The sequence below is a fragment of the Cytobacillus sp. FSL R7-0680 genome (genome assembly GCF_038009245.1).
GTDB classification, from domain to species: Bacteria; Bacillota; Bacilli; order Bacillales; family Cytobacillaceae; genus Cytobacillus; species Cytobacillus kochii.
In genome coordinates this window covers 3,179,160-3,200,412 of record NZ_JBBPAO010000001.1, presented here as the reverse complement: position 1 = coordinate 3,200,412, position 21,253 = coordinate 3,179,160, and the positions used below count along the sequence as shown (strand labels likewise).

23 protein-coding genes are annotated in these 21,253 nt (G+C 39.3%); all 23 read left to right on the top strand.

Going from position 1 to position 21,253, the window contains the following annotated elements; all coding sequences use genetic code 11:
* Positions 1-111 precede the first annotated feature (111 nt).
* The 23 genes from MKY26_RS16000 to MKY26_RS15890 all read left to right on the top strand — a co-directional run bounded on the left by MKY26_RS16000 (position 112) and on the right by MKY26_RS15890 (position 21,253).
* Positions 112-1,155, top strand: a complete 1,044-nt coding sequence (locus MKY26_RS16000; protein ID WP_307318196.1) for an L-threonylcarbamoyladenylate synthase — start codon at positions 112-114, stop codon at positions 1,153-1,155.
* A gap of 350 nt (positions 1,156-1,505) precedes the next feature.
* Positions 1,506-1,712 carry a hypothetical protein gene (locus MKY26_RS15995; protein WP_341098126.1) on the top strand — a complete coding sequence of 69 codons (207 nt, stop codon included), beginning with the start codon at positions 1,506-1,508 and terminating at the stop codon, positions 1,710-1,712.
* 457 nt (positions 1,713-2,169) lie between these two features.
* Entirely contained in the window at positions 2,170-2,721 is a 552-nt protein-coding gene (locus MKY26_RS15990; RefSeq protein ID WP_095371577.1) for a manganese efflux pump MntP, read from the top strand.
* Positions 2,722-2,884: 163 nt separating this feature from the next.
* Positions 2,885-3,346, top strand: coding sequence for a low molecular weight protein arginine phosphatase (locus tag MKY26_RS15985; protein ID WP_095371578.1), 462 nt, complete (start codon positions 2,885-2,887; stop codon positions 3,344-3,346).
* Between the two features lie 23 nt (positions 3,347-3,369).
* Positions 3,370-4,659, top strand: coding sequence for a methyl-accepting chemotaxis protein (locus MKY26_RS15980; protein ID WP_095371579.1), 1,290 nt, complete (start codon positions 3,370-3,372; stop codon positions 4,657-4,659).
* A 99-nt stretch (positions 4,660-4,758) separates the two neighbouring features.
* A complete protein-coding gene (gene rpiB, locus MKY26_RS15975; protein ID WP_095371580.1) occupies positions 4,759-5,205 on the top strand; it encodes a ribose 5-phosphate isomerase B in 447 nt (148 codons plus the stop codon).
* Between the two features lie 78 nt (positions 5,206-5,283).
* Positions 5,284-5,826: a TIGR01440 family protein gene (locus MKY26_RS15970; RefSeq protein ID WP_095371581.1), complete on the top strand. Its 543-nt coding sequence runs from the start codon at positions 5,284-5,286 to the stop codon at positions 5,824-5,826.
* A gap of 279 nt (positions 5,827-6,105) precedes the next feature.
* The gene (gene glyA / locus MKY26_RS15965) at positions 6,106-7,347 is read left to right on the top strand and encodes a serine hydroxymethyltransferase (protein WP_095371582.1); all 1,242 of its coding nucleotides are present in this window, start codon (positions 6,106-6,108) and stop codon (positions 7,345-7,347) included.
* Between the two features lie 210 nt (positions 7,348-7,557).
* Complete coding sequence (gene upp / locus MKY26_RS15960) at positions 7,558-8,187, top strand: uracil phosphoribosyltransferase (protein WP_095371583.1); 630 nt, start codon at positions 7,558-7,560, stop codon at positions 8,185-8,187.
* Positions 8,188-8,345: 158 nt separating this feature from the next.
* Positions 8,346-9,497: a non-hydrolyzing UDP-N-acetylglucosamine 2-epimerase gene (gene wecB, locus MKY26_RS15955; protein WP_307318204.1), complete on the top strand. Its 1,152-nt coding sequence runs from the start codon at positions 8,346-8,348 to the stop codon at positions 9,495-9,497.
* A 298-nt stretch (positions 9,498-9,795) separates the two neighbouring features.
* On the top strand, positions 9,796-12,042 hold the full coding sequence (locus MKY26_RS15950) for a S8 family serine peptidase (protein ID WP_340976831.1): 2,247 nt from the start codon (positions 9,796-9,798) through the stop codon (positions 12,040-12,042).
* A 313-nt stretch (positions 12,043-12,355) separates the two neighbouring features.
* The gene (locus MKY26_RS15945) at positions 12,356-12,577 is read left to right on the top strand and encodes an AtpZ/AtpI family protein (protein WP_095371586.1); all 222 of its coding nucleotides are present in this window, start codon (positions 12,356-12,358) and stop codon (positions 12,575-12,577) included.
* A gap of 6 nt (positions 12,578-12,583) precedes the next feature.
* On the top strand, positions 12,584-12,973 hold the full coding sequence (locus tag MKY26_RS15940) for an ATP synthase subunit I (RefSeq protein ID WP_095371587.1): 390 nt from the start codon (positions 12,584-12,586) through the stop codon (positions 12,971-12,973).
* A gap of 7 nt (positions 12,974-12,980) precedes the next feature.
* Positions 12,981-13,691, top strand: a complete 711-nt coding sequence (atpB, locus tag MKY26_RS15935; RefSeq protein WP_341098120.1) for a F0F1 ATP synthase subunit A — start codon at positions 12,981-12,983, stop codon at positions 13,689-13,691.
* A gap of 79 nt (positions 13,692-13,770) precedes the next feature.
* Positions 13,771-13,983: a F0F1 ATP synthase subunit C gene (atpE, locus tag MKY26_RS15930; RefSeq protein WP_095371589.1), complete on the top strand. Its 213-nt coding sequence runs from the start codon at positions 13,771-13,773 to the stop codon at positions 13,981-13,983.
* A 130-nt stretch (positions 13,984-14,113) separates the two neighbouring features.
* Positions 14,114-14,632, top strand: a complete 519-nt coding sequence (locus tag MKY26_RS15925) for a F0F1 ATP synthase subunit B (protein WP_224936757.1) — start codon at positions 14,114-14,116, stop codon at positions 14,630-14,632.
* The gene (locus tag MKY26_RS15920) at positions 14,629-15,165 is read left to right on the top strand and encodes a F0F1 ATP synthase subunit delta (protein ID WP_095371591.1); all 537 of its coding nucleotides are present in this window, start codon (positions 14,629-14,631) and stop codon (positions 15,163-15,165) included. Before MKY26_RS15925 ends, MKY26_RS15920 begins: the two co-directional genes overlap by 4 nt.
* Positions 15,166-15,189: 24 nt before the next feature.
* Positions 15,190-16,698 (top strand): F0F1 ATP synthase subunit alpha, encoded by a 1,509-nt coding sequence (gene atpA, locus MKY26_RS15915; protein ID WP_095371592.1) that lies wholly within the window; start codon positions 15,190-15,192, stop codon positions 16,696-16,698.
* Positions 16,699-16,844: 146 nt separating this feature from the next.
* Positions 16,845-17,705 carry a F0F1 ATP synthase subunit gamma gene (locus MKY26_RS15910; protein ID WP_095371593.1) on the top strand — a complete coding sequence of 287 codons (861 nt, stop codon included), beginning with the start codon at positions 16,845-16,847 and terminating at the stop codon, positions 17,703-17,705.
* Between the two features lie 32 nt (positions 17,706-17,737).
* The gene (gene atpD / locus MKY26_RS15905; RefSeq protein ID WP_095371594.1) at positions 17,738-19,159 is read left to right on the top strand and encodes a F0F1 ATP synthase subunit beta; all 1,422 of its coding nucleotides are present in this window, start codon (positions 17,738-17,740) and stop codon (positions 19,157-19,159) included.
* A 22-nt stretch (positions 19,160-19,181) separates the two neighbouring features.
* On the top strand, positions 19,182-19,589 hold the full coding sequence (locus MKY26_RS15900; protein WP_095371595.1) for a F0F1 ATP synthase subunit epsilon: 408 nt from the start codon (positions 19,182-19,184) through the stop codon (positions 19,587-19,589).
* Positions 19,590-20,375: 786 nt separating this feature from the next.
* Positions 20,376-20,750 carry an NADH-quinone oxidoreductase subunit A gene (locus tag MKY26_RS15895; RefSeq protein ID WP_322909834.1) on the top strand — a complete coding sequence of 125 codons (375 nt, stop codon included), beginning with the start codon at positions 20,376-20,378 and terminating at the stop codon, positions 20,748-20,750.
* A complete protein-coding gene (locus MKY26_RS15890) occupies positions 20,741-21,253 on the top strand; it encodes a NuoB/complex I 20 kDa subunit family protein (protein ID WP_157733862.1) in 513 nt (170 codons plus the stop codon). The genes MKY26_RS15895 and MKY26_RS15890 overlap by 10 nt, the downstream gene beginning before the upstream one ends.

Sequence of the window (21,253 nt, the reverse complement as noted above, 5' to 3'; positions counted from 1 at the left end):
TGGATAATACCTTGAGTTATCACCTTGCTTCTTTTATACTGTCTTAGATGATAGACTGAAAATAGGGGGATTTCTCCTATTTAGAATGAAAGATATTGAAGGTGGATAACAATGAAAACAATTAGATGGTCAGTGGATAATAATGTGGATAATTTGAATAGTTACCCACAAATTGTCCAAGCCTCTGATTTACTTAAAGAAAATGAGGTTGTTGCTTTTCCAACTGAAACCGTATATGGGTTAGGTGGGAATGCAAAGAGTGACGGTGCCGTAGAGAAGATCTTTGCTGCCAAAGGAAGACCGGCAGATAATCCCTTAATTATTCATATAGCAAAGAGAATGCAACTGCAGGAACTGGCTGAAGAGATACCATTAAAGGCAGAACAATTGATGAATGCCTTTTGGCCAGGGCCATTAACGATAATTCTTAAGAAAAAAAAGGGTAGCCTTTCTGATTTAGCAACAGCAGGATTAAAAACTGTTGGCTTCCGTATGCCTGATCATCCTGTAGCATTAGCCATTCTTGCCCAAACGGATTTACCAATAGCTGCTCCAAGTGCAAATAGCTCAGGAAGACCGAGTCCAACAACAGCGGATCACGTGTGGGAAGATTTAGAAGGAAAAATTGCTGGTCTGGTAGACGGAGGAGCCACTGGTGTTGGTGTGGAGTCAACCGTAATTGATTGCACAGAAGAGATACCTGTTATTTTACGGCCGGGTGGTGTGACCAAGGAACAGATAATTGCGGTGATAGGTGAGGTAAAATTAGATCCCGCGCTACATAATCAACAAGCCAAACCAAAATCGCCTGGTATGAAATATACACATTACGCACCAGATGCACCATTAACATTAGTCGATTCAACTCCGATGCAGTTGCAACAATTGATCAATGAAAAAAGGGCAGAAGGACTGCGAGTAGGTGTACTAACAACAGATGAAAATAAAGATTTCTATGAAACGGATGTTGTTCTTTCTATGGGTGCGCGGGAAACGCTAGATACCGTGGCTGCAGGTTTATACTATGCATTGAGAGCATTTAATCATGAGAATGTCGATATCATTTTAGGTGAGGTTTTCCCATATGAAGGTGTCGGTGTGGCGATTATGAATCGCTTAGAGAAAGCTGCAGGCCATAGGCGCATTCAATTATAAGTAGACTGGGGAATGAGTGTTTCAGAACCTGAACAAAAAATTGTTCAGGTTCTGATTTGTTATCCCTTGTTACCTTAAAAACTAAAACAGAAGCTCAAATGTTGGTTAATAAGATTTTTTCAATGATTCCTATAGCGTGCTATTTCATTAGAAATCCGGTAAGTTATGTGGGTAAAATGATCATATTCCGATTGTATTACTTATGAGCGGAGCTTTTTTATTTTGTGCGTAAAAAAGCAAATCTGTCCTTGATAGCTCATAAAAAGGTCAAATCCGCGACTAAAAAAGCGGTGAAACTCTTAATAAGTCGCAAAAGGGCAAGAATCGCGACTAAAAAAGGAGACCCGCCAATGATAAGTCGTGAAAAGGTCAAATCCGCGACTAAAAAAGCGGTGACACTCTTTATAAGTCGCAAAAAGGCAAGAATCGCGACTAAAAAAGGAGAACCAACTATGATCAGTCGTGAAAAGGTCAAATCCGCGACTAAAAAAGCAGAGACACTCTTTATAAGTCGCAAAAAGCAAGAATCGCGACTAAAAAAAGAGACCCGCCAATGATCAGTCGCGAAAAGAGGCAAATCCGCGACTAAAAAAGAAATCTCATCCCAAATCACTCGCGGAAAGCCCTACTAAAAATGATTTACCCTGCAAATAATGTACATTTCAGCATCCATAAACAACGTTGGTTTCCTTCTACACTACACGATATCCGCCGGCAATCAACTCTATTGATGCATCTTCGCTAGTGAAAATCACTACTATGAAAACAGAAAAAACCTGCCTTAATTGTGAGTCCTCTTATGGCAAAACAAGCATACTAAAAATCCCTGTATGTATGCACTTTGCATTATCCTGCCGCGTAACTACATCCCTAGCCTATAGAGATGCGCTGAGATTTTTGCAACCATCATATTTCGCTCTATCGAAGCAGTTTTGTTTTCGCCTAAAAAAACAATTCTAATTCTCCTTGGACATGCATATCTTCAAAAGAGCAAGTCCCGAGGAGGCTAAAGAGATGACGTTGTTAGTAGGTGAAGTCTTAACTTTAAGTTTAATGGCGTTTGCCTTAGGAATGGATGCATTTTCAGTTGGATTAGGTATGGGGATGTACAAATTAAGGTATCGGCAAATATTATATATAGGCTTTACGATTGGAGTATTTCATGTCATCATGCCATTGTTAGGAATGATGGCAGGGAAGTTTTTATCAGTTTATTTTAGTGAGATTGCTGCCTATATTGGTGCCGGTTTGTTGATGCTTTTAGGCCTGCAAATGTTCTGGTCAAGCTTAAAGGCTGAAAAAGAAAGTCTGTTGACCCCTGTTGGTTTTGGCTTATTAATTTTTGCTTTAAGTGTAAGTTTAGACAGCTTTTCAGTTGGGCTTACATTAGGTGTGTTGGGGGCAAAAACGGCTCTTGTTCTTACATTATTTGGTGTAATTGCCATGGTTCTTACTTGGGCAGGATTAATGATAGGAAGAAGAATGCAAGGGTGGTTCGGTAAATATAGTGAGACACTTGGAGGGGCGATTCTTTTTGCTTTTGGCGTCAAAATGTTATTCATGTAATATGGTTAAAATTTCCTAATAAAAATCAGTTAAGGTGCGTATTATTGATGTGTTTCGACAAAAAATTCTTAAAATTGTCGAAATATGTCGGTGATAGACACCTTATTTTGTCTATATCAAATAGGAGTTTTGGATTATAATGTAAGAGAAGGAGGCGAGCTTTATGGCTCACGTTTTATTTATTTGTACAGGTAACACATGTCGAAGCCCCATGGCTGAAGCGATATTACGTCATATAGACATTCCAGATGTAAAGGTGAAATCTGCGGGCATTTTTGCAAGTCAAGGTGGACCTGCATCTGCTTATACATCTCAAGTTTTAAAAGAAGAAGGCATAAGCATCAATCATCAATCAGCTCAATTGAATGAAGAGCTTATTCAATGGGCGACACATATATTAGTGATGACAAATGGACATAAACATGCGATTTTATCACATTTTCCTAATGCTATGGGAAAAGTTTTTCTAATAAAAGAGTTTGCTTATGATGGTAAACAAGAAGATATCATTGATCCATTCGGTGGGACGTTGCAACAATATAAAGAAACCTATAATGAACTACATGGAAGCATAAAAAAAATAGCAGAAGTATTAAAAGATAGTAATCAAGATAAACAAAGATGAACAGGTTGAAGTAGGGGGCAATCATGGAGACGCGTAAGATGAAATTTAGTTTAAGAAAAAAATTGGTTCTTCTCATCTCAGTATTAGCCGTTATTACATACTCAATAAGTGCGATATGTATTCAGTTCGTATATCCTTTAATGGGAAATATGCCGATAAGTAAAGAATTTTTTACGATTATTGTTCTTTTGCTTGGAGCGATTTGGTCTGCGATCTTAGCATTTATTGCAGCAGGGCTTATTACAAAACCACTTAAAGACTTAGAGCATTCTGCTATAAAAGCAGCGAATGGTAATTTACAAGAAAAGGCACAGGTTTCGCGTTCGGATGATGAAATACGTTCTTTAGGATTAGCCTTTAATCAAATGCTAACGAGTTTAAGAGAAATGATTGAACGAATTGATGAGAACTTTGCTATGACAAATAAAAAAGTGCACGAAATTTCCGCGGAGTCTTCGGTTGCTAATGAGCAAGCTGAAGCAATTGCTACAACTATCTCAGAAATATCTCAAGGAGCAGAAAACTCAGCGGTCGCAACACAGTCTGTTGCCGAACTTGTTGATGAAGTCATTCGAATTGCTGAAGAAGTTCAGGTGCAGGCAAAGCAATCTGAGCAAGTATCTGAAGAGCTTTTTGGTGATCTGAATAAATCCAAACATGCCATGCATTCACTTATTTCTGGAATAGAAAAACTAGCAGTAGGTAATCAGAAATCGTTAGAGACTGTAAAAATTTTAGAAGAAAATGCAGTCAAAGTAGAACAAATTATCCAACTTGTTGGCGATATTGCCACGCAAACAAACTTATTAGCATTAAATGCTTCTATTGAAGCGGCGAGAGCAGGAGAGCATGGTAAGGGCTTTGCTGTGGTTGCCGAAGAAGTGCGCAAGTTGGCTGATGAAAGTGCGAAAGCTGTGCAAGGAATATCGGAATTAATTAAAAATATTCAAGAAGAAGTGCGTAATGTGGTCAGTCAAATTTCCAATCAAGTGGAGTCTGCCAATCAAGAAGCACAAAAAGGGACCGAGACACATGCCGTCATTGAAGAGATGACGCAAACTGTAGATCAAATGAATGCTGCAGTGACCATGATTAAAGATTTAGTAGATAAACAAATGCATGCTATGCAGGAAACTTCAGCCCAATCGCAACAAGTAGCAGCGATTGCGGAGGAAACGTCTGCCGGTGCACAACAAGTTGCTGCTTCAACTGAGGCTCAAACATCTGTGATTGATACAGTCGACATACTAGTAAAAGAATTACAAGAGCAAGCCAACCAGTTAAAAACAGATATGAATAAATTTAAAGTGTAGCCTCCCCAACTGAAAAGTAATTGCATCTTTATAATTTTTAAATTTTGTGTCAGAATAAAGTGATAATCATACAATCAAGTTTGATTGGAGGCATAAAAAATGAAAGTTGCAATTGCATCAGATCACGGTGGATTAAACATTCGTGCGGAAATAAAGTCATTATTAGAAGAACTCAATATTGAATATGAAGATTTTGGTTGTGAGTGTAGTACTTCTGTAGATTACCCTGATTATGCTTTACCGGTTGCTGAAAAAGTAGCGAGCGGTGAATTTGATAAAGGTATTCTCGTTTGTGGGACAGGGATTGGGATGTCTATAGCAGCCAATAAAGTGAAAGGCATTCGCTGTGCGCTTGTTCATGATACTTTCAGTGCGAAAGCAACAAGACAGCATAATGATAGTAATATGTTAGCGATGGGAGAAAGAGTCATTGGCCCAGGGCTTGCAAGAGAGATTGCCCAAGTATGGCTTGGCACGGATTATGAAGGCGGTCGCCATCAAAACCGTATTGGGAAGATAGATCAATACGAAAAAGAAAATCTATAAAACTTTGTTGCATATGTTGACTTCATGAAAGGAAGGAAGACATATGCATCTTTTTTATCTTGAGAAGAGAGGGAGCATATGATGATGGAAGAGTTAATACAACAATGGCGGGATATTTTAACAGAGTTTACACAAAAAGTATCACTAAACGAAGACAAATTAATTGTTATTGGCTGTAGTACGAGTGAAGTGATGAGTAATCATATCGGCACGGCTGGTTCAGAGGATGTGGCTGAATTCATCTTTTCAGAACTAATGAACTTACAAAAACAAACAAATGTTCAAATCGCTTTTCAATGCTGTGAGCATTTAAATCGCGCCATTGTTCTCGAACGAGCATCCGCTAAGAAGTATAACTTAGAAGAGGTGAGTGTTGTGCCAATCCGAAAAGCGGGTGGTGCGATGGCGACTTATGCGTTTCAACATTTCGATGCCCCTGTTGTAGTCGAGCATATAAAAGCTGATGCAGGGATAGATATCGGTGATACCTTCATTGGCATGCACTTGAAGCATGTGGTTGTACCTATTCGTCTTTCATTAAAAGAAGTAGGTGGTGCACACGTCACATTAGCAACGACTAGGCCGAAGTTGATTGGGGGAGAAAGAGCGGTCTACCAATAGAAATAGTCATTGTCTGATAATGCGCCGCTAGCGATAAGTAGATAAATGACGTATGTAACTAATTATTTCTGCATAACTTTTATTCGGAAATACCAACTTTACCCTTCATTTCATAATCATTTACATGTAACCGTTTTCCGTTAATATGGATAATTTTTTTCTCTTAATAAACAGTAAGCTTGCCTGTATCCTCCTGAAAAAACATGATAGAATAAAGGAGAATTTTCATAATAGCTATTCATTTTTGATAGTGTGGTAGAGATAAGGGAGGATTATTGTATGAAGCATTTAGCGCAGCAGGACGAGCAAGTTTTCAAATCAATTCAAGATGAATTAGGACGTCAGAGAAGTAAGATTGAATTAATCGCTTCAGAGAACTTTGTGTCAGAGGCGGTAATGGAGGCACAAGGATCTGTTCTCACGAATAAATATGCTGAAGGGTATCCTGGTCGTCGTTACTATGGTGGCTGTGAGCATGTTGATGTAGTGGAAGATTTAGCTAGAGATCGCGCGAAGCAAATCTTTGGAGCCGAGCATGCGAATGTTCAGCCTCATTCAGGTGCGCAAGCAAACATGGCAGTGTACTTCACGATTTTAGAACAAGGAGATACTGTCCTTGGTATGAATCTATCCCACGGTGGCCACTTAACGCACGGGAGTCCTGTAAACTTTAGTGGTGTCCAATATAATTTCGTTGAATATGGTGTAGACGAAACATCTCATACCATCAATTACGATGATGTATTAGCAAAAGCGAAAGAGCATAAACCGAAGCTAATTGTAGCAGGTGCAAGTGCGTATCCTCGTGTGATTGACTTCAAGCGTTTCCGTGAAATTGCAGATGAGGTTGGCGCTTATTTAATGGTCGATATGGCTCATATTGCGGGCTTAGTGGCAGCTGGTCTTCACCCTAATCCAGTACCATATGCTGATTTCGTGACAACAACAACTCATAAAACATTAAGAGGTCCACGTGGTGGTATGATTCTTTGTAAAGAAGAATTTGCGAAAAAAATCGATAAATCGATTTTCCCAGGTATTCAAGGTGGTCCATTAATGCATGTCATTGCCGCTAAAGCTGTAGCTTTCGGAGAAGCATTAGAAGATAGCTTTAAAGAATATGCGGAAAGCATTATCACAAATGCTAAGCATTTAGCAGAGTCACTTAAAAAAGAAGGCATCGACTTAGTATCTGGTGGAACAGATAACCATCTTTTACTTGTAGATGTTCGTTCATTAGGTTTAACGGGTAAAGTAGCAGAAAAAGTACTTGATGAAGTAGGTATTACGGTTAATAAAAATACAATTCCATTTGATCCAGAAAGCCCATTTGTGACAAGTGGTATACGTATTGGTACAGCAGCAGTTACTTCTCGTGGATTTGCAAAGAACGATATGGAAGAGATTGCTTCTATTATCGCGTTCACGTTGAAAAATGCGGAAGACGAAGAAAAGTTAGCTGAAGCTTCACAACGAGTAGAAGCATTAACAAGCAAATTTATTTTATATCCAGAAAGATAATCATCTAGTTTATCCAGCCTTCGCTTGAGGGCTGGATTTTTGTTAAGTTATGCCAACTATAACGAATGTTCTAAAAGTATCTTCTACATTTTCTTTTCTTCCAATGGCAATAAATGTTTCTATGTCAAGAATCGTAGTTGCCCCACAAACATTTTTTCTGTAAAATAGTACGAAGTGTGATTTGTACAATCAGTAAAAGGAGAGATATTTATGGCAAAAGTATATGTTTTCGATCATCCATTAATCCAACATAAGCTTACATACATTCGTGAAAAAAATACAGGTACGAAAGAATTCCGTGAACTCGTTGATGAAGTATCAACTTTGATGGCTTTCGAAATCACGAGAGATATGCCTTTAGAAGAAATTGAAATAGATACACCTGTTCAAAAAACAAATTCAAAAGTTCTTTCTGGAAAGAAAATGGGAATTGTGCCGATTTTACGTGCAGGTATTGGGATGGTAGACGGTATTTTGAAATTAATCCCTGCAGCTAAAGTAGGTCATGTTGGCTTATATCGTGATCCAGAGACTTTAAAACCAGTTGAGTACTATGCAAAATTCCCTGGTGATATTGAAGAGCGTGATTTCATTGTAGTTGATCCAATGCTTGCAACAGGCGGATCTGCAATTGAAGCAATCAATTCTTTGAAAAAACGCGGTGGAAAAAGCATTAAATTTATGTGTTTAATTGCTGCACCTGAAGGGGTAGAAGCATTAAAAGAAGCACATCCAGATGTAGATATATATATCGCTGCATTAGATGAAATGTTAAACGAAAAAGGCTACATCGTTCCTGGTCTTGGGGATGCGGGAGATCGTTTATTCGGTACAAAATAAAAAAATAAAGTTAATTATAGAAAATGAGCCCGTCCTAGGACGGGCTTTTTTACAAGAATGCTTCCCTTTAAGTGGATCTGATAAAGATCTGTTCGACAAATGTTTGTCGGAAGGTGAGTGCAACCAGCACTTCTTTTAGAAAGGTGGACGAGTGTTTTATGCAAAGACCGATTAAGGTAATGAGTATATTTGGAACAAGACCTGAAGCGATAAAGATGGCACCGCTTATTCTTGAGCTCAACAAGCACCCACAAGACTTTCATTCTATCGTTACAGTGACTGCTCAACATCGAGAAATGCTTGATCAGGTGCTTAAAATTTTTCAAATAGAACCGGATTTTGATTTAAATATTATGAGAGCAAGACAAACGTTAGTAGAAGTGACAAACCGTGTATTGTCTGGTTTAGATGAAGTAATGAAAGAGGTTGAACCAGACATTGTTCTTGTTCATGGGGATACAACAACATCATTTGCGGCCAGTTTAGCAGCTTTTTATAACGGGATTACTGTCGGCCACGTGGAGGCAGGCTTACGCACTTGGAACAAATTTTCTCCTTACCCAGAAGAAATGAATCGTCAGCTGACAGGTGTAATCAGTGATCTTCATTTCTCGCCAACAGAGAAATCGGCCGATAATCTATTGAGGGAAAATAAATCTGCAGAGCAAATATTCATTACGGGTAATACGGCGATTGATGCGTTAAAAACAACAGTACGACCGGAATATCAGCATGAGATTTTAGAGAAAATTGGTGACGATCGCTTAATCTTAATGACAGCCCATCGCAGGGAAAATCTTGGCGAGCCGATGAGACATATGTTTAAAGCGATCAAAAAAATTGTCGAAACGCATGAAGATGTACAATTAGTATATCCTGTTCACCTAAACCCTGCTGTAAGAGAAGTTGCGAATGAAATTTTACAAGGGCATCCACGGATTCATTTGATTGAGCCACTAGGGATGATCGACTTTCATAACTTTTCCTCGCGTGCCCATTTAATTTTAACTGATTCAGGTGGTGTACAAGAAGAAGCACCATCGCTAGGAGTGCCTGTGTTAGTGTTGCGTGATACAACAGAACGCCCTGAAGGTATTCAAGCAGGCACATTGAAACTCGTTGGTACAGATGAGGAAGTTATCTATGCAAACGCTAATGAACTGTTAACTAGTAAACAGGCGTACAATGCGATGTCGAAAGCTTCTAATCCATACGGGGATGGTCACGCTTCTGAAAGAATTGCAGAGGCCATTAAGTATTATTTTCGTGAAGGTTTAAAGAAGCCAGCTCCATTTAAGCCCTTAATATAAGAACGCTATTTTCGTAATGGTTGTAGCTTTTAACTCACTTACGATACTAGATTCTTTTTATTGTGCACTAGACACTCGCTTTTTCGCGAAGATCCTATAAGCCTCCTCGGATTTTTCCTGCACGGCAACTCGAGGATTTCTGCAGCATTACACATTGGTTTTAAACGGCCTATAATAAAAAAGGTGATTACCTAAGTTTAAAAAGGGTATTCACCTTTTTTATTTGCGCTTCCCATTAAATTCCGTAGTATAGGGAAGCTAGAAATCGAAGACGCTAACAAAAAAAGGAGGCGTCGTAATGAAGAAAAATCTATTTATTCTCGTTATTATTCTTTTTCTTTTTCCTTGTACGTTAGGTATGAGTGCGTCTTCATCTCAACTAATTGTGCCTTCCTTGGATGAAATTAAAACAGAAGAACAAGTAGCTATCATCGTTTATAGTGATGACGCTGACTTACAAGTAGAAAAGGAGAAGCTCAAAGCACAAGGTGTCGCAATAAGATACATATTTAACTATGCCCTAAAAGGGTTTTCTGTTGAAGCAACAAATGATAAGTTAGCACAAATAGAAAGGAATCAAACAATTCATCACCTTACGACCGTAAAAAATTATACTGTGCAAGCAGAGAATGACAATATTCAGCTTATTGGTGGAGAGGCTATTAGAGGATATTTTGATGATGATAATCACCGCCTTACTGGAGAAGGTGTTAAGGTTGGCGTCATTGATACGGGGATTGATTATCGTCATCCAGATTTACGCATTAGTTATGGTGGTGGGAAAGACCTCGTGGACCAAGATGACGATCCGATGGAAACAGTGAATATGGGACGGTTGGATACATTGCACGGCACCCATGTGGCAGGTATCATTGCAGCCAACGGAAAAGTTAAAGGTGTGGCACCAAAAGCAGAGGTTATTGCATATCGTGCTTTAGGCCCAGGAGGAAGCGGGACGACAGAGCAAGTGTTACAAGCAATAGAACAAGCGATGAAAGATAAAGTGGATGTCATTAATCTTTCATTGGGAAATAATGTGAACGGACCTGATCTCCCTATTAGTCTTGCTTTAAATAAGGCAGTCGATAGTGGAATTGTTGCTGTTACATCATCGGGTAATTCAGGGCCTGGCATTTGGAGTGTTGGCTCACCGGGTACGGCTGCCAAAGCGATATCTGTAGGAGCTTCTACCCCTACATTAAAAGTACCTTATTTACATATTGGTAAAAAAGAAATGAAGTTGTATCCACTGCAAGGAACGATTCCGTGGGATTTAAACAAATCATTTGAGTTATATAACGGTGGCATTGGGAAAGAGGAGCAATTAAAAGGAGCTAATGGAAAAGTAGTTATTGTGGAGAGAGGGGAATTAACTTTTACGGAAAAAAGTAAGAATGCCAAGGAAGCAGGAGCACTTGCTTTGCTCATTTACAATAATACACCGGGCTCCTTCATGGGCAATTTAGAAGGGGTGTTAGATATCCCGGTTGTGTCATTAACGAAGGAAGATGGGGAAGAGATTAATCAAGAGCTTTCACAAGCTAAAAGATTATATGGACAAACAGTGATAAAGGAAGAAAAAGACATCTTAGCTGAATTTAGCTCAAGGGGTCCTGTGACTTCTACTTGGGAAATAAAACCTGATGTGGTTGCACCAGGAGTAGCCATTAATAGTACGGTACCTGGTGGGTACACACCATTACAAGGAACAAGTATGGCAGCGCCTCATGTGGCAGGGGCAGCCGCTTTGTTAATACAGGCTCATCCTGAATGGCGCCCTGAGCAAGTAAAAGCAGCACTAATGAATACGGCCTTATCTATGGTGAATGAAGATGGTACGCCATACCGGACCTTTGAACAAGGTGCGGGCCGGATTCAATTGAAGGAAGCATTAATGACATCTACATTAATCTATCCATCGTCCATACAGTTTGGTAAGTTTAAGTTATCTGAACAACATCATGACCATGTAGCAAAAATTACGGTGGAAAATACAACTGATGAAAAGCAGTCCTATGCTTTTGAAATTCCAAAAAAACAAAAGGGGATTGAATGGCGTCTACCATTATCATTTATGCTTGAGCCTAACGAGAAGAAAACTATTAGTTTACATATGATCGTTAATCCAAAGGAACTCACTGAAAAACTGGCAGACGGTACGATTCGGTTGAATAGTAATAAGCAAACAATTCAGCTTCCTTATTTATACGTATTGGAAGAACCGGATTATCCACGTGTCATGGGCTTTAGTTTTGGTAAAGGTGATAGTAAGAAAACGTATCGCTATGAAGTGTATTTACCAGGTGGAGCGGAAGAGTTTGGGATTGCTTTATTCGATTCAACTTCATTAACTTTTATAGGCATGCTTGATTGGAAGAAAGATGTAAAGAAAGGCCAGGTAGAAGAGGATTTATTCATAAGCGATTTACCACAGCCTGGTTTGTATATTGCAAAAGTATTTGCTCGCAAATCTGGACAAGAAGATTGGATAGAGACCCGTTTATTCATTGGGGCTAATGGGGAATTAGAAATGATAGGAAATTAAGCGGTATAAAAATATTATAATTGAAAAACAATAGCCAAAAAGAACGCATAAATTTTCAGAATTTGCAAGAAAAATCTAGTGAAGATTTTATGAAAAAAGTGTGAACATCCATATTTTGCCCAAAAGAGAACTGGCGAAATTCCCATTAAACGCATTGACATTGACATGCCCCTATTGTATGCTTACAAAGGGTATTATTGATAAGGTTTTCATGAGCAGATTTTATAGTTTTATATCATATGAAATAGACGATTTATCATACTGCTTTCCTCAGAAAACCTCTTACCATTCTCGATTGAGAGGATGCGTTTTAATGCGTCATAATGACCGTCGCCCTTTTAAAGCGATGGCACTCATGTCCGCCATTCTTTCCCAATTAGTAGGCGCCATCCTTCTAGGTGTTTTTGCTGGAAGATGGTTCGATCGGTTACTAGAGACCGAACCACTGTTTCTAATAATCGGTTTATTACTAGGTTTGACAGTGGGCATTTATGCCATGCTTCGTTTAATCCAACAATTTTTTTCAGGAGAATAAACAAATATGCCGGAAATACAAGAAAGATTTAGTAGACAACGTAAATACATGCTTTTCTTGTTGTCGTTCTTTGTACTCGGCTGGGGCTTTACGTCTTATCAATCTATCTTTCTTGGCCTGATTTTGGGAACCGTTCTCAGCTTCTTTAATCTTTGGTTAATTGTAAGGAAGATGATTCAGTTCCGAGAAGCAGTAGAGAAAGAGCAAAAGGTGCGTTCACTAGGAACGATGTCGCGAATGGCATCTGCCGCTTTGGCAGTTATCATCGCACTGGAGTATCCAGCGTATTTTCACCTTATAAGTGTAGTGTTGGGATTAATGACGTCCTATTTAGTCATTATGATAGATTTTTTTCTTCAATCTTTTCATTTACGTAAAAAGCGGGAAGAGAGGTGAATAATTTATGGATCATGGAGCTCCATTGAGAGAATTTATGGGGTTAACCTTCAACTTATCTAATATTTTGATGATAACAGTAGCAAGTGCGATAGTTTTCTTAATTGCTGTCATTTCAACTCGTCGTTTAGCAATGAAGCCGACAGGCATGCAAAACTTTTTTGAATGGGTGATGGACTTCGTTAAGAACATCATCAACAGCAACATGGCATGGAAAGATGGTGGTAGATTCCACGTGCTTGGAATCACACTCATCATGTACGTATTTGTATCGAACATGCTAGGACTTCCATTTGCAGTCACCTATAACCACGAGCTATGGTGGAAATCACCAACAGCTGATCCGGTCGTAACGCTTACACTAGCAGCGATGGTGGTAGGTCTTTCACATTATTATGGTGTGAGAGTGAAGGGTCTGAAAGAATATGGGAAAGATTTCTTCAAGCCAATGTGGTTTATGTTCCCATTGAAAATCATTGAAGAGTTTGCCAACACATTAACACTTGGTTTGCGTCTTTACGGTAATATTTATGCAGGGGAAATCCTACTGACATTACTAGCAGGCTCACTTGCAACAGGGTTCTTAGGAACGGCTGTAGCAGTATTACCAACATTATTATGGATGGGATTCTCCGTATTTATCGGTGCTATCCAAGCATTTATTTTCTGTATGTTAACAATGGTTTATATGTCTCACAAAGTGAGTCACGACCATTAATATATACCTGTTCATTACATGAACAAAACATGTTTGTTAAAAATAATTTTATTCCAAAATTTTAAGGAGGAAACAAATAATGGGTCTTATAGCAGCAGCAATCGCAATCGGTTTAGCAGCACTTGGTGCAGGTATTGGTAACGGATTAATCGTTTCAAAAACAGTTGAAGGTATGGCACGTCAACCAGAAGCTCGTGGTATGCTTCAAACTACTATGTTCATCGGGGTAGCGTTAGTTGAGGCGATTCCGATCATCGGCGTAGTTATCGCATTCATGGTTATCGGTGGCTAATTTTTTGTATTTGTAAAATGGCGAAGATCATCACAAGTGGACCTTCGCCTTTCCTTTATGTAAATTCAATCGAATGACTTTAAAATAGTTTGACCTTAAGTGAACGTCTCTTGAAGGGAGTGAATCGAGGGTGTTATTAGATAGTTATGTATTAGGTGCATCTGGCGGCTTTAATGGTGGCGACATCGTATTCCAATTGATTATGTTCATCATTTTGTTAGCTTTAATTAAAAAGTTTGCATGGGGCCCACTTATGGGAATCATGAACCAACGTGAAGAACATATCGCTGGTGAAATTGAAGCAGCAGAAGCAAGTCGTGTAGAGGCGAAGAAATTACTAGAAGAACAAAAACTTCTATTAAAAGAAGCGCGTACAGAAGCGCAAACGTTAATTGAAAGCGCGAAAAAGCAAGGTGAAGCGCAACGCGAAGAGATAATTGTTGCGGCACGTGCTGAAGGCGATCGTTTGAAAAATTCTGCAAAACTTGAAATCGAGCAGCAAAAAGAACAAGCTGTATCAGCTATTCGTGAACAAGTTGCTTCATTATCTGTCCTAGTTGCTTCGAAAGTCATTGAGAAGGAATTAAGTGCAGCCGATCAAGAAAAACTAATTAACGAATATATTCAAGAGGCAGGCGAGAAGCAATGACGAGCTCAATAGTGGCAAAACGTTACGCGTTAGCTCTATTCCAGCTTGCGAATGAACATCAGCTTCTTGACCAAATGGAAGATGAGCTTCGTGCAGTGAAAGACGTAGTGAATCATGACTCTGAATTTAAAGCAGTTCTAAAGACTCCTAAGCTCTCTATTCAAAAAAAGAAAGAGATCGTAAAGGAAGCTTTTGCATCTGTTAACACATATGTGATAAACACTTTACTCATCATGGTGGAGCGTCATCGTGAAGATGAAATCACAGGTATGGTCGAGCATTTCTTAGACCTATCAGATGAGCAAAAAGGAATTGCTGAAGCGAAAGTTTACTCTGTTCGTCCTTTAACTGATGAAGAGAGAAACGCTTTATCTGCAACATTTGCAGCTAAAGTGGGCAAGCAATCCCTTCGTATAGAAAATATCGTTGATTCAAATTTATTGGGCGGTGTCAAGCTTCGCATAGGAAACAAGATTTTCGATGGCAGCTTACGTGGCAAGCTAGATAGACTTGAGCGACAATTGTTAGGCTAAGATTCGTAGATAGGGGTGAAACTCATGAGCATCAAAGCTGAAGAAATCAGTGCGCTGATAAAAAAGCAAATTGAAGGTTATCAGTCGGAAATTCAAGTGAGTGATGTCGGTACAGTTATCTCAGTAGGTGATGGTATCGCGCGTGTTCATGGTTTAGATAACGCCATGGCTGGCGAACTTGTTGAATTTTCGAATGGCGTTATGGGTATGGCGCAAAACCTTGAAGAAAGTAACGTCGGTATTGTTATTTTAGGACCATTCACAGAGATCAAAGAAGGCGATGAAGTACGCCGCACAGGACGTATCATGGAGGTACCAGTAGGTGAAGAACTTATTGGCCGTGTTGTAAACCCTCTTGGACACCCTGTTGATGGAATGGGACCAATCAATACAACAAAAACTCGTCCGATTGAAGGACCGGCTCCAGGTGTTATGGATCGTAAATCTGTACATGAGCCATTACAAACAGGTATTAAAGCGATTGACGCATTAGTGCCAATCGGTCGTGGTCAACGTGAGTTAATCATCGGGGACCGTCAAACAGGTAAAACATCTGTTGCAATCGACACAATTTTAAACCAAGCTGACCAAGATATGATTTGTATCTATGTTGCAATTGGTCAAAAAGAATCAACTGTACGTAATGCTGTTGAAACATTACGTAAAACAGGTGCACTAGATTACACGATTGTTGTAACTGCATCTGCATCTCAACCAGCTCCATTACTTTACTTAGCACCATACGCTGGGGTAGCAATGGGTGAAGAGTTCATGTATAACGGTAAACATGTACTAGTTGTTTATGATGACTTAACAAAACAAGCATCTGCTTACCGTGAACTTTCATTATTATTACGTCGTCCTCCAGGTCGTGAAGCATATCCAGGGGATGTATTCTACTTGCACAGCCGTCTTTTAGAGCGTGCAGCTAAACTAAGTGACGCAAAAGGTGCCGGTTCAATCACTGCGCTACCTTTCATTGAAACACAAGCAGGTGACGTTTCTGCCTATATTCCAACAAACGTTATTTCTATCACTGACGGACAAATCTTCCTTCAGTCTGACCTATTCTTCTCTGGTGTTCGTCCAGCGATTAACGCAGGTCTTTCTGTATCACGTGTTGGTGGTTCTGCACAAATCAAGGCAATGAAAAAAGTAGCTGGTACATTACGTCTAGACCTTGCTTCATTCCGGGAACTTGAATCATTCTCTCAATTTGGTTCAGATTTAGATGCAGCAACACAAGCGAAGTTAAACCGTGGTGCTCGTACAGTTGAGGTTCTTAAACAAGACCTTAATAAACCACTTAAAGTAGAAAAGCAAGTTGCGATTCTTTATGCGTTAACTCGTGGTTTCCTTGATGATATTCCAGTTGAAGATATCCGTCGTTTTGAAGAAGAATATCTTACTTGGTTAGATCAAAATCATAAAGAATTGCTTGACCATATCGCTACAACTCAAGGCCTTCCGGCTGATGAAGATATGGCAGCTGCAATTAACGAATTCAAGAAAACGTTTGTGGTTTCTGAATAATCATTGCAGAGTTAGACAGGATGGGATCGTTGTCCCTTCCTGCCTTTTCATGCATTGTTTTTACAGGATCTAATGATATATAAGGATTGGGACAGCCTACGCGCTAACCAATCAAACACACTTAAGTATAAGGGTGGTGAGAACCTGTGGCATCATTACGTGATATAAAGAACCGAATCAATTCTACGAAGAAAACAAGTCAAATTACAAAAGCTATGCAAATGGTATCAGCTTCAAAGATGACTCGTGCGGAAATGAATGCAAAAGCATTTGTACCTTATATGGAAAAAATCCAAGAGGTAACAGCGTCTATCGCAATTGGTAGTGCAGATGCATCACATCCAATGTTAGTGAGCCGTCCGGTTAAGAAAACGGGTTATGTTGTCATTACATCTGACCGTGGACTAGCTGGGGCATTTAACAGTAGAGTTCTAAAAGCCGTTAACCAAACAATTCAACAAAGACATAAGTCTAATGATGAGTTTGCGATAATAGCGATTGGTAGAATGGCCGTTGATTTCTTCAAAGGAAAAGGGATGAATGTAATCGTCGATATCGTCGGCGTAGCAGACCAGCCATCATTTGCTGAAATCAAAGACTTAACAACTAAAACGGTTGGTATGTTCTCTGATGAAACATATGATGAGCTATACATTTATTACAATCACTATGTCAGCGCAATTACTCAAGAAGTAACATCGAAAAAAATCTTACCACTAACAGATATTTCTAGTGGGTCAGACCAGTTAACTTCGTATGAATTTGAGCCTTCCGCTGAAGAAATTTTGAAAGTATTGCTACCTCAGTATGCTGAAAGCTTAATCTATGGTGCATTATTAGATAGTAAAGCTAGTGAGCATGCCGCGCGTATGACAGCGATGAAGAATGCTACGGATAATGCGAAGGATCTAATCAATGCATTAGACTTAAGCTATAACCGTGCGCGTCAGGCTGCAATTACTCAAGAGATTACTGAAATTGTCGGTGGAGCAGCTGCTCTAGAATAATTAAATAGCATTTCTTATTAGGAGGGAAAAAGATGAACAAAGGACGCGTTCTTCAAGTTATGGGTCCGGTTGTTGACGTAAAGTTCGAAAACGGTCAATTACCAGCAATCTATAACGCATTGCAAATTGATAACACTTCGCGTAACGAATCTGAAGTTGGAATCAACTTAACCCTTGAAGTTGCCCTTCATTTAGGTGATGACACTGTACGTACAATTGCTATGTCTTCAACAGATGGTTTACAACGTGGAACTGAAGTAATAGATACAGGTGCAGCCATCTCTGTACCAGTAGGTGATATCACTCTTGGCCGTGTATTTAACGTACTAGGTGATACAATTGACCTGGATCCAGCCATTACTGGTGATGCTCGTCGTGACTCTATTCATAGAGAAGCACCTACATTCGAAAAACTTTCTACAGAAGTAGAAATTCTTGAAACAGGAATTAAAGTAGTAGACTTACTTGCTCCTTACATCAAAGGTGGTAAAATCGGTCTATTCGGTGGTGCCGGTGTTGGTAAAACCGTTTTAATTCAAGAGTTAATCAATAACATCGCTCAAGAGCACGGTGGTATTTCTGTATTCGCTGGTGTTGGTGAGCGTACACGTGAAGGTAATGACCTTTACTATGAAATGACTGACTCAGGCGTTATTAAGAAAACTGCGATGGTATTCGGACAAATGAATGAGCCACCTGGAGCACGTATGCGTGTTGCCCTAACTGGTTTAACAATGGCTGAATATTTCCGTGATGAGCAAGGACAAGACGTTCTTTTCTTCATGGATAACATCTTCCGTTTCACGCAAGCAGGTTCTGAGGTATCTGCCCTACTTGGTCGTATGCCATCTGCCGTTGGTTACCAACCAACACTTGCAACTGAAATGGGTAAATTACAAGAACGTATTACTTCAACGAATGTTGGATCTGTTACATCAATCCAAGCGATTTATGTACCTGCCGATGACTATACTGACCCGGCTCCAGCAACAACTTTCGCTCACTTAGATGCAACAACAAACTTAGAGCGTAAATTATCTGAAATGGGTATTTACCCTGCCGTGGATCCATTAGCATCTACATCACGTGCACTTTCACCTGAAACAGTTGGTGAAGAGCATTATGAAGTAGCTCGTACTGTACAACAAACGTTACAACGTTACAGAGAGCTTCAAGATATTATCGCGATCCTAGGTATGGACGAGCTTGGAGACGAAGATAAGCTTATCGTTGAACGTGCGCGTCGTATCCAATTCTTCTTATCTCAAAACTTCCACGTAGCAGAGCAATTTACAGGCCAACCAGGTTCTTATGTTCCTGTAAAAGAAACTGTTAAAGGATTTAAAGAAATCCTTGAAGGTAAATATGACCACCTACCAGAAGATGCTTTCCGTCTAGTTGGTCGTATTGAAGAAGTAATTGAAGCTGCTAAAAAAATGGGCGTAGAGGTATAATTTAGGACCAGGAGGGTAAAAAATGAAGACGATTAAAGTCAGTGTTGTTACTCCCGATGGCCCGGTGTATGAATCCGATGTGGAAATGGTAAGTACCAAAGCTGAAAGTGGAGAGCTAGGTATTTTAGCAGGTCACGTCCCTATGGTTGCACCGTTACAAATTGGAGCTGTCCGTCTAAAGAAAGAAAATCAATCTGATTTGGTTGCTGTTAGCGGTGGTTTCCTCGAAGTACGTCCGGACCAAGTAACGATTTTAGCGCAATCTGCGGAACAAGCGACTGATATCGATCTTGATCGTGCCAAAAGTGCAAAAGATCGTGCAGAACAACGTTTGAATGAAACAAAGCGTGAAAACGTCGACTTCAAACGTGCAGAACTTGCACTAAAACGTGCGATGAATCGTATCAATGTTTCGGAGAGAAATATATAATCATCATGAAAACGAATCAATCCTGTTTTTATCATCAGGATTGGTTCGTTTTTTGTTTTGCGTGGGTCTATTTAAGCGTGTCTTTCGGGTGGTAAACGAACCGTGGAATGAATCGATAACATAAATTTGTGCTGTGATGCCTCTATAATACCAATACGTTTCAGAAATCCCGTGAGTGAATTAAATTGATTGGATGAGTTCAGCTGATAAACCAAAACGAGGCAAATAATGTGTGGTTGGAAAAATATGATTGGATTCGATGATAAACGAGTCAAAAAAATGAGGTAGCGGAAAAATTTGATTGGATTCAGTGATAAACGAGTCAAAAAAATGAGGTAGCAGAAAGATATGATTGGATTCGGTGCTAAACGAGTCAAGAAAATGGGGTAGAGGAAAAATATGAGTGTATCCAGTGTTAAATAAGTCAATTACGCTCAGTTTCTCAGCCTTCATCTTTTTGTAATTGCAAGCAAACATGCTCATAGTGAATTGAATTTCACTCATCCTGCTGATAAGATTTCTGACCCCTTGTGAGCAAAAGCTATATAGATCTATCTATTTCCTCACAATAATATAAACCTTCTCTTTATCCTACCAACAGTTCTTATTTTTTTCGGATAAGATTCAGTAAAAAAGATATATCCTATACAACTTGTCATATAAATGAAGTATGGGATAGATGGAAATGACTAGTGGCTTATCGACAGAATATGGCAAGGGTGTTATAATGTATCCGATTACATTTTAAAAATTTTGAATAGTTTCTATATTATGGAGGGGATGATATTGGAATTATGGCATCTGTATCAAAATAATTATTTGATAGTCCTTTCTTTTATAATTATCGGTGTGCTATTACCATTAGTTGCTCTATTTTTCGGGAAATTGTTGCGACCATATCAACCTAATGAGGATAAGTATACTACTTATGAAAGTGGAATTGATCCCTTTCAAGACTCAAGGGTACAATTCACGGTTCGTTATTACATGTTTGCTCTTCTTTTCGTCATTTTTGATGTGGAGACAGTGTTTTTATATCCATGGGCCGTAGCATATGAAAAATTAGGCATATTTGCTTTAATAGAGATGCTGATTTTCGTGTTTATGTTAGTGATAGGTTTAATATATGCTTGGAAAAAGAAGGTGCTGAAATGGATTTAAAATTAGATCAAATGAGTGAAAAAGAAATGGCTGAAATTCAGCGTAATATATTCATGTCTACATTAGAGCAGTTAAAAGGATGGGCTAGAAGTAATTCATTATGGCCGATGACGTTTGGCCTCGCCTGTTGTGCCATTGAAATGATGGGTGTGGGTTCTTCTCACTATGATCTCGATCGTTTTGGCTCTTTTTTCCGCACTTCTCCACGACAATCTGATGTCATGATTGTATCTGGTACCGTCACGAAAAAAATGGCTCCAGTAATTAGACGGCTTTACGATCAAATGCCTGAACCGAAGTGGGTGATTGCTATGGGCTCTTGTGCAACTGCAGGTGGTCCATATGTTTATTCTTATTCTGTTGTAAAAGGGGTAGACCAAGTGGTCCCAGTTGATGTGTACATACCAGGTTGTCCACCTAATCCTGCAGCACTCATATACGGTGTCAATAAGTTAAAGGCAAAAATCCGTTATGAGGCGAAAACAGGAAAGCGGGTGATCTGA

Coding starts and splice junctions, on each gene's coding strand:
- MKY26_RS15980 (WP_095371579.1), top strand. CDS start 3,370: ATGGAGACGCGTAAGATGAAATTTAGTTTAAGAAAAAAATTGGTTCTT.
- atpA (WP_095371592.1), top strand. CDS start 15,190: ATGAGCATCAAAGCTGAAGAAATCAGTGCGCTGATAAAAAAGCAAATT.
- MKY26_RS15970 (WP_095371581.1), top strand. CDS start 5,284: ATGATGATGGAAGAGTTAATACAACAATGGCGGGATATTTTAACAGAG.
- MKY26_RS15920 (WP_095371591.1), top strand. CDS start 14,629: ATGACGAGCTCAATAGTGGCAAAACGTTACGCGTTAGCTCTATTCCAG.
- MKY26_RS15985 (WP_095371578.1), top strand. CDS start 2,885: ATGGCTCACGTTTTATTTATTTGTACAGGTAACACATGTCGAAGCCCC.
- MKY26_RS15890 (WP_157733862.1), top strand. CDS start 20,741: ATGGATTTAAAATTAGATCAAATGAGTGAAAAAGAAATGGCTGAAATT.
- MKY26_RS15950 (WP_340976831.1), top strand. CDS start 9,796: ATGAAGAAAAATCTATTTATTCTCGTTATTATTCTTTTTCTTTTTCCT.
- atpB (WP_341098120.1), top strand. CDS start 12,981: ATGGATCATGGAGCTCCATTGAGAGAATTTATGGGGTTAACCTTCAAC.
- MKY26_RS16000 (WP_307318196.1), top strand. CDS start 112: ATGAAAACAATTAGATGGTCAGTGGATAATAATGTGGATAATTTGAAT.
- MKY26_RS15900 (WP_095371595.1), top strand. CDS start 19,182: ATGAAGACGATTAAAGTCAGTGTTGTTACTCCCGATGGCCCGGTGTAT.
- upp (WP_095371583.1), top strand. CDS start 7,558: ATGGCAAAAGTATATGTTTTCGATCATCCATTAATCCAACATAAGCTT.
- MKY26_RS15990 (WP_095371577.1), top strand. CDS start 2,170: ATGACGTTGTTAGTAGGTGAAGTCTTAACTTTAAGTTTAATGGCGTTT.
- atpE (WP_095371589.1), top strand. CDS start 13,771: ATGGGTCTTATAGCAGCAGCAATCGCAATCGGTTTAGCAGCACTTGGT.
- glyA (WP_095371582.1), top strand. CDS start 6,106: ATGAAGCATTTAGCGCAGCAGGACGAGCAAGTTTTCAAATCAATTCAA.
- MKY26_RS15995 (WP_341098126.1), top strand. CDS start 1,506: ATGATAAGTCGTGAAAAGGTCAAATCCGCGACTAAAAAAGCGGTGACA.
- wecB (WP_307318204.1), top strand. CDS start 8,346: ATGCAAAGACCGATTAAGGTAATGAGTATATTTGGAACAAGACCTGAA.
- MKY26_RS15940 (WP_095371587.1), top strand. CDS start 12,584: ATGCCGGAAATACAAGAAAGATTTAGTAGACAACGTAAATACATGCTT.
- rpiB (WP_095371580.1), top strand. CDS start 4,759: ATGAAAGTTGCAATTGCATCAGATCACGGTGGATTAAACATTCGTGCG.
- MKY26_RS15945 (WP_095371586.1), top strand. CDS start 12,356: ATGCGTCATAATGACCGTCGCCCTTTTAAAGCGATGGCACTCATGTCC.
- atpD (WP_095371594.1), top strand. CDS start 17,738: ATGAACAAAGGACGCGTTCTTCAAGTTATGGGTCCGGTTGTTGACGTA.